Annotated in this window: 12 protein-coding genes; 7 read left to right on the top strand and 5 right to left on the bottom strand. The window is 71.0% G+C overall.

Annotation, left to right across the window (positions count from 1 at the left end; all coding sequences use genetic code 11):
- A partial coding sequence (locus tag LWF15_RS35665; protein WP_232815431.1) for a LysR substrate-binding domain-containing protein occupies positions 1-544 on the top strand: 544 nt, incomplete at its 5' end.
- Between the two features lie 38 nt (positions 545-582).
- Here LWF15_RS35665 and LWF15_RS35660 read toward each other — a convergent pair.
- The gene (locus tag LWF15_RS35660; RefSeq protein ID WP_232815430.1) at positions 583-1,410 is read right to left on the bottom strand and encodes a mycofactocin-coupled SDR family oxidoreductase; all 828 of its coding nucleotides are present in this window, start codon (positions 1,408-1,410) and stop codon (positions 583-585) included.
- A 165-nt stretch (positions 1,411-1,575) separates the two neighbouring features.
- On the opposite strand from LWF15_RS35660, the gene LWF15_RS35655 reads away from it, so the two are divergent.
- A complete protein-coding gene (locus LWF15_RS35655; RefSeq protein WP_232815429.1) occupies positions 1,576-2,169 on the top strand; it encodes an acyl-CoA-like ligand-binding transcription factor in 594 nt (197 codons plus the stop codon).
- Positions 2,170-2,264: 95 nt separating this feature from the next.
- Here LWF15_RS35655 and LWF15_RS35650 read toward each other — a convergent pair whose 3' ends face one another.
- Complete coding sequence (locus LWF15_RS35650) at positions 2,265-3,635, bottom strand: NAD-dependent succinate-semialdehyde dehydrogenase (RefSeq protein WP_232815428.1); 1,371 nt, start codon at positions 3,633-3,635, stop codon at positions 2,265-2,267.
- A 76-nt stretch (positions 3,636-3,711) separates the two neighbouring features.
- Here LWF15_RS35650 and LWF15_RS35645 point away from each other — a divergent pair, with 76 nt between their 5' ends.
- The 3 genes from LWF15_RS35645 to LWF15_RS35635 all read left to right on the top strand — a co-directional run bounded on the left by LWF15_RS35645 (position 3,712) and on the right by LWF15_RS35635 (position 6,933).
- On the top strand, positions 3,712-4,884 hold the full coding sequence (locus LWF15_RS35645) for an acyl-CoA dehydrogenase family protein (RefSeq protein WP_232815427.1): 1,173 nt from the start codon (positions 3,712-3,714) through the stop codon (positions 4,882-4,884).
- Between the two features lie 157 nt (positions 4,885-5,041).
- Positions 5,042-5,893 (top strand): PIG-L family deacetylase, encoded by an 852-nt coding sequence (locus LWF15_RS35640; RefSeq protein WP_352396734.1) that lies wholly within the window; start codon positions 5,042-5,044, stop codon positions 5,891-5,893.
- Positions 5,894-5,898: 5 nt separating this feature from the next.
- Entirely contained in the window at positions 5,899-6,933 is a 1,035-nt protein-coding gene (locus tag LWF15_RS35635) for an aldo/keto reductase (RefSeq protein ID WP_232815425.1), read from the top strand.
- On the opposite strand, the gene LWF15_RS35630 is transcribed toward LWF15_RS35635, so the two are convergent.
- Both LWF15_RS35630 and LWF15_RS35625 read right to left on the bottom strand, forming a co-directional pair.
- Entirely contained in the window at positions 6,930-8,027 is a 1,098-nt protein-coding gene (locus tag LWF15_RS35630; protein WP_232815432.1) for an FAD-dependent oxidoreductase, read from the bottom strand. The two genes, LWF15_RS35635 and LWF15_RS35630, sit on opposite strands and share 4 nt — an antisense overlap.
- Before the next feature lie 39 nt (positions 8,028-8,066).
- On the bottom strand, positions 8,067-8,660 hold the full coding sequence (locus LWF15_RS35625; RefSeq protein WP_232815424.1) for a histidine phosphatase family protein: 594 nt from the start codon (positions 8,658-8,660) through the stop codon (positions 8,067-8,069).
- 144 nt (positions 8,661-8,804) lie between these two features.
- Between LWF15_RS35625 and LWF15_RS35620 the strand changes: the two genes are divergently transcribed.
- Entirely contained in the window at positions 8,805-9,335 is a 531-nt protein-coding gene (locus LWF15_RS35620; protein WP_232815423.1) for a thioesterase family protein, read from the top strand.
- A gap of 30 nt (positions 9,336-9,365) precedes the next feature.
- On the opposite strand, the gene LWF15_RS35615 is transcribed toward LWF15_RS35620, so the two are convergent.
- Positions 9,366-9,806, bottom strand: coding sequence for a GNAT family N-acetyltransferase (locus LWF15_RS35615; protein WP_232815422.1), 441 nt, complete (start codon positions 9,804-9,806; stop codon positions 9,366-9,368).
- Positions 9,807-9,926: 120 nt separating this feature from the next.
- Between LWF15_RS35615 and LWF15_RS35610 the strand changes: the two genes are divergently transcribed.
- Positions 9,927-10,454: a DinB family protein gene (locus LWF15_RS35610; protein WP_232815421.1), complete on the top strand. Its 528-nt coding sequence runs from the start codon at positions 9,927-9,929 to the stop codon at positions 10,452-10,454.
- Positions 10,455-10,718: the final 264 nt, after the last annotated feature.

The following is a 10,718-nucleotide window of genomic DNA, read 5'->3' as shown; positions in this document are numbered from 1 at the left end:
GTCCGAGCAGCTGCCCGACCTCGAGCTGGAGCTGTTCGAGCTGGTCTCGCGCGACCAGCTGGAGGCGGTGCAGGCGCACGAGATCGACCTGGGCCTGGCCCGGCCGCCGTTCGACGCCGGGCTGTTCGGGCACCGGCGGCTGGTGCGCGAGAACCTGGTGGTGGCCGTGCCCGAGGGGCACCCGCTGACCTCGCTGGAGCGTCCGCTGCGGGCCGAGGACCTGGTCAGCGAGCCGCTGATCATGCACTCGGACGCCAAGGCCCGCTACTTCTACGACCTGGTGGTGGGCCTGCTGCAGGTGCGCCACGACAACGTGGTGCACTCGGTCAGCCAGATCCTCACCATGGTCTGGCTGGTGCAGGGCGGCCGGGGGGTGGCGCTGGTGCCGGAGAGCACGCGGCTGATCCACCCCGACGGGGTGCTGTTCCTGCCCTTCGCCACGCCCACGCCCCGGCCGGTGGAGCTGCACCTGGTGTGGGCCCGTGACAGCCAGAACCCGGCCCTGCCGGTGGCTCTGGAGGCGCTCGGGGACCTGAGGTTCTAGTCCCCGAGCGGCCTTCGAGCGGCCTTGGTGCTACCGGCTCAGAGCGCGCCGCCGGCGTCGACCACGTGGGTCGTGCCGGTGACGTAGCGGCCCTCGTCGGAGACCAGGTACAGCACCGCGTTGGTGATGTCGATCGGCTCGGTGACCGGCACCGGCAGGGCGTTGAGGGTGTTGGCGGCGACGATGAAGTCGTCGTAGGTGGGGTTCTCGATGTCCGGGCGGAACAGCTTGAACGTGGCGTCGTTGATGATCATCGGGGTCTGCACCGTGGTCGGGTGGATGGTGTTGACCCGGATGTTGTGCGGCGCCCACTCCTTGGCGGCGGTCTTCATCAGCGAGACCAGACCGGCCTTGGCCGCCGAGTAGTGCCCGTTGTTGCCGTTGGCCACCATCGCGGCCAGCGAGCTGGTGATCACCACGGAGCCGCCGCGGCCGCCCTCGATGATGTGCGGGACGGTGGCCTTGACCGTCTTCCAGGCCCCGGTCAGGTTGATGTCGATCATCTCCTGGAAGGTGGCCTCGTCCAGGTCGAGCAGCGGGCCGATGCTGGAGATGCCGGCGTTGGCCAGGACGATGTCCAGGCGGCCGAACTCGGCCACGCCCTCCTTGGCCACCTCGGTCAGGGCGCCCAGGTCACGGATGTCGGCGGTGCGGGCGATGATCCGGCGGTCCAGCGCCTCCACGGCCTTGACCGTCTCGGCCAGGTCCTCGGCGGTGGCGGTGGGGTAGGGGGCGGAGGTCACCTGGGTGTCGATGTCGACGGCGATGATGTCGGCGCCCTCTTCGGCCAGCTTGATCGCGTGGCTGCGGCCCTGGCCGCGGGCGGCCCCGGTGATGAATGCGACCTTGCCTGCTACGCGGCCCATGGGGAGCTCCTTCAGGTTCGGTCCCGGCGGCCGGGCGGCCACGGGACCCCGGTTATGGCACAGCGTGTCGTAACCTATGGCAGGCGATTTGCCCCTGTCCAGACGCAATGACACGGAATCTTGTCATGGTTTGCCGTGGCCCCCCGGTGGGCCACCATGACCGGCATGACAGGACCTCTCGGTGGTCGCCCGGCCACGACCAGTGCCCGTGCGCTGGCCGACGTCGCCCAGCGGCTGTTCCTCGAACGCGGCTTCGAGGAGGTCTCGGTCGAGGACATCGCGGCTGCCGCCGGGATCAGCCGGCGCACCTTCTTCCGCTACTTCTCCACCAAGTCCGACGTGCTCTGGGTGGAGACGGCCGCCGAGAACCAGCAGTTCACCGAACTGCTGGCCGCGGCCGAGGAGCACCGGCCCTACGACGAGGTGCTCAGCCGGGCCGCGCTCACCGTGCACCGGATCACCACCCCGGCCAAACGCGAATGGGCCCTGCACCGCGCCCAGCTGGTGTTCAGCACGCCCGCCGTGCAGGCCCAGCTGTGGGGGGCCTTCGAGGGCTGGCGCAGCGCGGGCCGGGCCTTCGCGGCCCGGCAGACCGGCCACGCCGAGGACGGCTTCTTCCCCGTGGCGGTGGGTCAGGCGCTGGTCGCGGCCATGCTCACCGGCCACCAGTACTGGGTCGGGCACCCCGACACCGAACTCGAGGCCCACCTGGTGCGGGCGCTCGCCCTGCACCTGCCGCCCGATCCCAGGTTCGGCTGACCGCCCGTCCCGCAACCCGACCCGACGCAAAGGCGGCGCCGGACCCGACCGGGCCCGGCGCCGTCCTTCATCCGGATCTGTGTGCTCAGTCGGGCTCAGTCGGCCACGTAGTACAGCCGCTTGTTGCAGAACTCGTCGAAGCCCAGCGGCCCGAGCTCCCGGCCGAAGCCCGAGCGCTTGGTGCCGCCGAACGGCAGCTCCGCCGCCTCGCCGGCCGGCGTGTTCACCGCGGCCATGCCCACGTCGAGGCGCCGCGCCACCCGCTTGGCCCGGTCGGTGTCCTGGCTGAACACCGAGCCGCCGAGACCGAAGCGGGTGGCGTTGGCCAGCTGCACCGCCTCGTCCTCGCTGCTGACCTTGTAGACCACCGCGACCGGCCCGAACAGCTCCTCGTGGAAGGCCGCCATCTCCGGGGTGACACCGGTGAGCACGCCCGGGGAGTACTTCGCCGCCGGCCCCTCACCGAGCACGCCGCCGGCGTGCAGGGTGGCCCCCTTCGACACCGCCTCCTGCACCTGCGCGTCGATCGCCTCGGCGGCCCGGCGCGAGGACATCGGCGCGTGCTCGGCCGGGTCGATCTCCCGGGCCTTGCGGGTGAGCTCGGCGACGAAGTCGTCGTAGACGTCGGCCATCACGATCATGCGCTTGTTGGAGTTGCAGACCTGGCCGTTGTTGTAGACCCGGAAGTCCCAGGCGGTCTGTGCCACCTTGGCCACGTCGGCGCTGTCCAGCACCAGCATCGGGTCCGAGCCGCCCAGCTCCAGCACGCACTTCTTCAGGTACTTGCCGGCCAGCGCGGCCACCACCGCCCCGGCCCGCTCGGACCCGGTCAGCGAGACCCCCTGCACCCGGGGGTCGGCGATGATCGTCTCGACCTGCTCGTGGGTGGCGAAGACGTTCACGTAGGCACCCTCCGGCACCCCCGCGTCCTTCATGATCTGCGCCACCGCGAGCGCGGTGCGGGGCACGCACTCGGCGTGCTTGAGGATCACCGTGTTGCCCAGCACCAGGTTGGGCGCGGCGAACCGGGCGATCTGGTAGGTCGGGAAGTTCCACGGCATGATCCCCAGCACCGCGCCCACCGGCCGGTACTCCACCATCGCGGTGCCGCCGGTGTCGCTGCTGGTCGGGATCGGCCGGTCGGCCGCGAGCTTCGGGCCCTCGGTGGCGTAGTAGCCGAAGATGGCCTGGGAGAACTCGCTCTCCTCCTTGCCCTCGTCGAAGGCCTTGCCCATCTCCTGCTGGGAGATCCGGGCCAGCTCCTCGGCGCGCTCGCCGAACAGGTCCGAGACCTTCTGGACGATCGCGGCGCGCTCGGCGATCGGCACCTCCCGCCAGGCGGTGAACGCGGAGTCGGCCCCGGCCAGCGCCGCCTCGATCTCGGCGTCGGTGGCGAACGGGAAGGTCTCGAGCACCTCGCCGGTGGCGGGGTCGGTCACCTGGTACGGCGGCTGAGTGGGGCTCATGCGGCGTCTCCTGGTTGATGGGGCCTGACTGGTCAGGGGTGGTGTTCGGTGGTGGGGCGAGCCTAGCTTTGGCCGGATGGACCCCATCGACGTGGCCGTTGATCTTGTTGGCGCCGACGAACTGCTGTCGGCCGACGAACGCGACATCCGCTCCGCAGTCCGCACGATGGCACAGGCGCGGATCGCGCCGTACGTGGCGGACTGGTTCGAGCGGGGAACGGTCGAGGACCCGCGCGGCCTGACCAAGGAACTCGGCGGGCTCGGGGTGCTGGGCATGCACCTCACCGGTTACGGCTGCGCCGGGATGACCCCCACCCAGTACGGCCTGACCTGCATGGAGCTGGAGGCGGTGGACTCCGGGATCCGCTCGCTGGTCTCGGTGCAGGGCTCGCTGGCCATGTTCGGCCTGTGGCGCTGGGGATCGGACGAGATCAAGGACGAGTGGCTGCCGCGGATGGCGGCCGGGGACGCGATCGGGTGCTTCGGGCTGACCGAGCCCGACCACGGCTCGGACCCGGCCGGGATGCGCACCCGCGCGCGCCGCGACGGCTCGGACTGGGTGATCAGCGGCACCAAGACCTGGATCACCAACGGCACGATCGCCGACGTGGCGGTGGTCTGGGCCAACACCGACGAGGGCATCCGCGGCTTCGCCGTACCCACCTCGGCGCCCGGCTTCAGCGCCCACGAGATCAGGCACAAGCTCTCCCTGCGCGCCTCGATCACCGCCGAGCTGGTGCTCGACGAGGTGCGGGTGCCGGAGGCCGCGGTGCTCGGGTCGCAGGGCCTGGCCGGCCCGCTGTCCTGCCTGAGCGAGGCCCGCTTCGGGGTGATCTGGGGTTCGCTCGGGGCCGCCCGCACCTGCCTGACCGCGGCGGTGCGCTACGCCCGCGAGCGCGAGCAGTTCGGCCGGCCGATCGGGGCCTTCCAGCTCACCCAGCAGAAACTCGCCGACATGGAGCTGGAGTACACCAAGGGCCTGCTGCTGGCGCTGCACCTGGGCCGGCGCAAGGACGCCGGGACGCTCAAGCCGGTCCAGGTCAGCCTGGGCAAGCTGAACAACGTGCGCGAGGCCCTGGAGATCTGCCGGACCGCCCGCACGATCCTCGGGGCCAACGGGATCTCGCTGGAGTACCCGGTGATCCGGCACATGAACAACCTGGAGTCGGTGCTGACCTACGAGGGCACCGTGGAGATGCACACGCTGGTCATCGGCAAGGCCCTGACCGGGCTGGACGCCTTCCGGTAAGCCCTCGCGCAGTCCCGGTCGGGCGGCGGACCCGCCGCGCGACCGGGCGGCGTCAACACCTCGGACGGCGCAGATATGCCCGGGTGCGCCGAGAACGAAAACCGCTCCGGAACTGTCGGTGGCCCCCGCTAATGTGCCGGTTGTGACCTTGACCCTGATGGCCGTCCACGCCCACCCCGACGACGAAGCCACCGGCACCGGTGGCGTGTTCGCCAAGGCTGCGGCCGAAGGCATCCGCACCGTGCTCGTCACCTGCACCGACGGCCGCTGCGGCGACGGTCCGGGCGGGGTGAAACCGGGTGACGCCGCGCACGACGCCGAGGCCGTGGTGGCCGTGCGCCGCGGCGAGCTGGAGCGCAGCGCCAAGGTCCTCGGCCTCGACCACGTCGAGCAGCTCGGCTACCACGACTCCGGGATGATGGGCTGGGAGACCAACCAGGCGCCGGGTGCGTTCTGGCAGGTGCCGGTGGCCGAGTCCGCGGCCCGGCTGGCCGAGCTGATGCGCCGCCACCGGCCCGACGTGGTCGTCACCTACGACGCGAACGGCGTCTACGGCCACCCCGACCACATCCAGGCCCACCGCATCACCGTGGCCGCCCTCGAACTGCTCGCCGGTGAGAACTGGCAGCCGGCGAAGGTGTACTGGTCCTCCATGCCCTACTCGCACATGAAGGCGTGGGGCGACCTCACCCGCGAGTTCGGCACCGAGCAGGAGAAGGCCGAGATGGAGCAGATGCTGGCCGGCATGCAGGCCACCCTCGACCGCGGCGAGCGCCTGCCGATGGGCCTGCCCGACGAGGAGTTCACCACCCTGGTCGACGTGAAGCCCTGGGGCCAGCAGAAGTTCGACGCCCTCTCGGCCCACGCCAGCCAGTCCGACAGCGCCATGATGCTCGGCCTGGGGGTCGAGCGGTTCACCGGCATGATGGGGGTCGAGACCTTCCTGCGGGCGCACGACACCACCGGCGCGCCGCTGCCCGAGACCGACCTGTTCGCCGGTCTGCGCTGAGCGGCGTGCCGGCCGAACCCGTCGAACCCGTCGAGCACCGCACGCTGGGGCGCACCGGCATCCGCATCGCGCCGCTCGCCCTGGGCGCGATGAATTTCGACGGTCGCACCGACGAGCCGGTGCGGATCATCCACCAGGCCCTCGACGCAGGCATCAATCTGGTCGACACCGCCGACGTCTACCGTCAGGGCGGCTCCGAAGAGGTGGTCGGCCGCGCCCTGCGCGGCCGGCGCGACCAGGTGGTCCTGGCCACCAAGGCCGGCCTGCAGATCGGTGAGGGCGCCAACCGCAGCGGCAGCTCCCGGCGCTGGCTGATCCGGGCGGTCGAGGCCAGCCTGCGCCGCCTGGGCACCGACCGGATCGACCTCTACCAGGTGCACACCCTGGACCGGCAGACCGCCCCCGAAGAGACCCTGGCCGCGCTCACCGACCTGCAGCGGGCCGGCAAGATCCTGCACTTCGGCACCTCCAACCACCTGGCCCACCACCTGGTCGAGGCGCAGTACACGGCCCGCGAGCACGGGCTGAGCCGCCCGGTCAGCGAACAGGCCAACTACTCGCTGCTGGCCCGCGGCCTCGAACGTGACGTGCTCCCGGTCGCCCAGCAGTACCGGCTCGGCACCCTGATCTGGGGCCCGCTCAGCGGCGGCTGGCTCAGCGGGGCGATCCGGGCGGGGCAGCCGGTCCGCACCCACCGGTCCCAGCACTTCCCGGCCTGGTTCGACCTCGGGCAACCGGTCAACCAGCAGCGCCTGCGGGTGGTCGAGCAACTGGCCGGGGTCGCCGAGGGCGCGGGCCTCACCCTGGTGCAGCTGGCCCTCGGCTTCGTCACCGCCCACCCCGGCGTCACCGCGGCCATCATCGGCCCCCGAACCGGCGAGCACCTGCAGTCGCAGCTCGCCGCCCTGCACCTGCGCCTCGAAGACGACGTGCTCGACACGATCGACGTGATCATCGCCCCGGGCACCGACCTCGCCCCCGACGAGCGCTACGACCGCCCGCCCGAGCTCGACGACCGCAGCCTCCGCCGCCGTCGCTAGTTGACCCGGTCGAACAGCGCCAGGGCCTCGGCCGGGTCTGGGCTGACCAGACGTTCCAGACCCGCCGCGGTGATCTGCGCCCACCGGCCGGCCCGAGCCCACATGCGCTCCTCGAAGCCCCGCACACCCTCGTCCAGGTCCCCGGTGGCGATCGCCTCGGCCAGTTCGGCGCCATCCAGCATGGCCAGGTTCGCCCCGGCGCCCAGGGGCGGCATCAGATGCGCGGCGTCACCCAGCAGCGTCACCCCACGGACGTGCGTCCAGGTGTGCGACACCGGCAGGACATGGATCGGCCGGTGAACGAAAGTGCGCCCCTGGCGCAGAAGCTCGAGGACGGGATCGGCCCAGCCGTCGAAACGCTCCAGCAGGCTCGAGCGCACGGCGTCGTGATCGGTCAGGTCAAGGTCGGCATGCCAGTTCAACGGCGCGCGGAACTGGGCGTAGATCTTCACCTGGCCACCGCTGTTGCGCTGCGCCACCACGGCCCGGTTCACGCCGTACACCGCCATCGCCCCGTCGCCGACCAGCCGGGTCAGGTCAGGCCGGTGGGTGCCGACGTCACGCAGGTCGGTCTCGACCGCGGTGACCCCGGTGTACCGGGCCGTGGCCGGCGAGACCGCGGGCCGCACCCGCGACCAGGCGCCGTCGGCTCCGACCACCAGGTCGAACGATTCCGGCTCGCCGTTCGCGAAGTGGACCACTGCGCCATCGTTTTCCGGCACAACCCGCGTGACCGCACGGCCCCACTGCACCTCGAGCGGGCCGATCAGCAGATCACGCAGTTGCCGACGGTCGATCTCGGGGTTCGCCTGCTCATCGGCACCCGGGTGCCAGTCGCGCAGAACCCGGCCGTCCACGTCCAAGATCCGCATGGCCTGCCCTTCGGGGCGAGACAGCGCCTGAAACTGCGCCAGCAGCCCCGCCTTCTCCAGCGCGAGCTGACCCAGTCCCTCTTGCAGGTCGAGCGAGCCGCCGGGAGGACGGGCGTCGGGGCCGGGATCGCGTTCCAGGAGGGTCACGGACCGGCCGAGACGGTGCAGGACACGAGCGAAGGTCAGGCCGCCGGGCCCGCCACCCACCACCGCGATGCGCATGTCAGCCACTTCGGCACTGTATTCCCGGCCTCAGATCCGTCACCAGCCCCAGTCCTCGACCTCCCAGCCCGCCTGCGCATCGCCCACCAGCCGGACCACCTGCGTGTTCAGCAGGGGGTGCTCCGCCGCGAAGTCCACATCCACCTGCCGCGCCCGCGCCGCCACCCACGTCCGGATGGCCGCACCGTGACTGACCACCGCCGCGCACTGGGCGCCCGAGCCGGCGATCTGCTCGATCACCGCGTCGAACCGGCCCAGCGCCTGCTCCCCGGTGGGACCGCCGGGCATCTGCACCTCGGTCTGGCCGGCCGCCCAGCTCATCGCGACCTTGATGTACAGGTCCACCGACTCCAGGTCGTTGTTCATCTCCAGGTCACCGGCGTCCCACTCACGGATGCCGTCGTGGACCGTCACCTCCAGCCCCCGCGCCCGGGCCAGCGGGGCGATGGTCTGCTGCGTGCGCACCAGCGTGCTCGCGTGCAGCGCGTCGACGGGCTCGTCCTTCAGCCGCTCCACCAGCAGTTCCGCCTGCTCACGGCCGAGGTCGGTGAGATCCGCCCCGGGCCGGGCGGTGTCCAGCGAGCCGCTGACGTTCGAATGGGTCTGTCCGTGACGGATGAGCAGGAGACGCATGAAGGTCCTTGTCGGTCGGGGGAGTGGCGACCGGTCCATCTTCGCCCAGCCCCACCGGGCCCCAGCAAAGCGGTTGCTTAGGATGACCGGGCCGGACGCACTGGAGCGGCTCGGTCCCCGCAGCGCTCCGACCTGGGAAGCCCGATGAACCTGTACCTCCGCCTGCTCCTGCTCAGCCTGTTCGGCCGCTCCCGGAGCCGCACCGACGTCTGGCAGGGAGGACGCACCCCGTTCCGCGTCCTGCCCAACGACCTCGACGTGATCCGGCACCTCACCAACAGCCGCTACCTGGCCTTCTGCGACCTCGCCCGGCTCGACTGGCTGCAGCGCTCGGGGCACTGGCCGCAGATCACCGCCCGCGGCTGGTACCCGGTGGTCACCGCCCAGACCATCACCTACCGCCGCTCGCTGAAGCTGTGGGAGAAGTTCCACGTGCACACCCGCATGCTCGGCGTCGACGACCGCAACACCTACGTGGAGCAGACCTTCGTGCGGCGCGGCGAGACCGTCGCCCGGGCCGTGGTGCAGGCGCGCTTCCTCAAGCGCAGCGGCGGGTCCGTCTCCCAGACCGAGCTCGAGGAGCTGGTCGGTGGCTACCCGGCCGAGCTGGAGCTGCCGGCCTGGGTGAAGGAATGGGCCGACAGCGTGCGCATTGCCAAGAACCCCGGAGCCTGAGGACGTTTGTGCTGGGCTTTCGCGGTCGGTCTACCTCGGGTGCCGGACGAGGAAGACATCGAGCGCGTCCTCGTGCTCGAACTCGAAGCCGTGCCGCTCGTACAGTCGCCGCGCCGGGCTCTTCTGCAGCACGTCGAGCCGCACCACTGCCCGGTCACGGTCGCACTCGTCCAACAGGGCGCCCAGCACCGCGCTGCCCAGGCCCTGCCCCTGGAACTCCGGCACCAGGTAGAACTGCTCGATCCACCGGCAGTCGTCGGCCTGGCGCAGGGCCACGCAGCCGGCGAACACCCCGGCCACCTCGATGATCCGCACGTTGGCGGCGTTCCAGCGCTCGTAGAGGTACTGACGGGCCGACTCCTCGACCCAGGGGCGCAGGCGCTCGAGGTGCTCGCGGATCACCAGGACCTTCAGATCGGCGATGCGGGGCAGGTCGTCGTCGGTCGCGGGTCGGAAGGTCCAGTCGGCCATGACCGGCATTTTATGCCGCGACCATCCGGTGCACTGCCCCCGGAAGGTGGTCCGGCCGCGGGCTCCGGGGTGGCCACCAGCGCCGTTGCCGCACAGATGATCACGTGACAGGGTCGCCGGATGGAGTCTCCCCGTCGTGACCTGTTGCGCTGGCAGTTCGACCTGGCCTGGTCGTTCTTCGAGTACCACCTGGAACGGCTGGAGGAGGCCGACTTCCTCTGGGAACCGGGCCCGCTGTGCTGGACCATGAACGCCCAGCCGGACGGCAGCTGGGTCCCCGACTGGGCCGAGAGCGAGCCCGACCCGATCCCGGTGCCCACCATCGCCTGGACCAGCTGGCACCTGGGCTGGTGGCTGGGCAGCGCCCTGGAGCACGCCGCCGGCCGCCCGCCTCTCGACCCCTTCGACGTGACCTGGCCCGGGGTCGGCGAGCCGGCGAGCAACTGGCTGAGAGAACTTGGCGTGGCCTGGGTGGCGGTGCTGGACGCACTGGACGACGAGACGCTTGATGCACCCGCGTCGTACCCCTGGCCGGCCGACGCGGGCCGGACGGTGGCCGACACCGCGGCCTGGGTGAACGCGGAACTCATGAAGAACGCTGCGGAGATCGGCACGACCCGTCTTCTGAAGGCGTCCGGCGCCCAGTAGGAGGGCGCTGCGGGCGTTGCCCGACCGTGACCGCCGTCAGGGTGATCTGGTCGGGCCGGCGCTCAAGTCCTGGTAATGTCTTCCGAGGGTTTTCGGGAGCCGTGCAAGCGGCCGCCGACACCACGGAAGCAACGGACACGGAAGTGGCCGGTTCCGCGGAGGTACCCACATCTCCGGTCATCGTCAGATCGCACTCGTCTGTCCCTTTTCGGGTCACCCGGGTGGACTCTGTCTATTGCCGTTGATGAATGTTTTACCGCTGGT

Origin of the sequence: Kineosporia rhizophila (assembly GCF_021277265.1) — a bacterium.
GTDB classification, from domain to species: Bacteria; Actinomycetota; Actinomycetes; order Actinomycetales; family Kineosporiaceae; genus Kineosporia; species Kineosporia rhizophila.
Note: the sequence above shows the minus strand (reverse complement) of the source record. Positions and strands in the feature narration are given on the sequence as shown.

Bases quoted from the DNA above. Each gene is read 5' to 3' on its own strand.
- LWF15_RS35650 (WP_232815428.1), bottom strand. From the start codon at position 3,635: ATGAGCCCCACTCAGCCGCCGTACCAGGTGACCGACCCCGCCACCGGC.
- LWF15_RS35655 (WP_232815429.1), top strand. From the start codon at position 1,576: ATGACAGGACCTCTCGGTGGTCGCCCGGCCACGACCAGTGCCCGTGCG.
- LWF15_RS35620 (WP_232815423.1), top strand. From the start codon at position 8,805: ATGAACCTGTACCTCCGCCTGCTCCTGCTCAGCCTGTTCGGCCGCTCC.
- LWF15_RS35660 (WP_232815430.1), bottom strand. From the start codon at position 1,410: ATGGGCCGCGTAGCAGGCAAGGTCGCATTCATCACCGGGGCCGCCCGC.
- LWF15_RS35645 (WP_232815427.1), top strand. From the start codon at position 3,712: ATGGACCCCATCGACGTGGCCGTTGATCTTGTTGGCGCCGACGAACTG.
- LWF15_RS35630 (WP_232815432.1), bottom strand. From the start codon at position 8,027: ATGCGCATCGCGGTGGTGGGTGGCGGGCCCGGCGGCCTGACCTTCGCT.
- LWF15_RS35610 (WP_232815421.1), top strand. From the start codon at position 9,927: ATGGAGTCTCCCCGTCGTGACCTGTTGCGCTGGCAGTTCGACCTGGCC.
- LWF15_RS35640 (WP_352396734.1), top strand. From the start codon at position 5,042: ATGGCCGTCCACGCCCACCCCGACGACGAAGCCACCGGCACCGGTGGC.
- LWF15_RS35615 (WP_232815422.1), bottom strand. From the start codon at position 9,806: ATGGCCGACTGGACCTTCCGACCCGCGACCGACGACGACCTGCCCCGC.
- LWF15_RS35625 (WP_232815424.1), bottom strand. From the start codon at position 8,660: ATGCGTCTCCTGCTCATCCGTCACGGACAGACCCATTCGAACGTCAGC.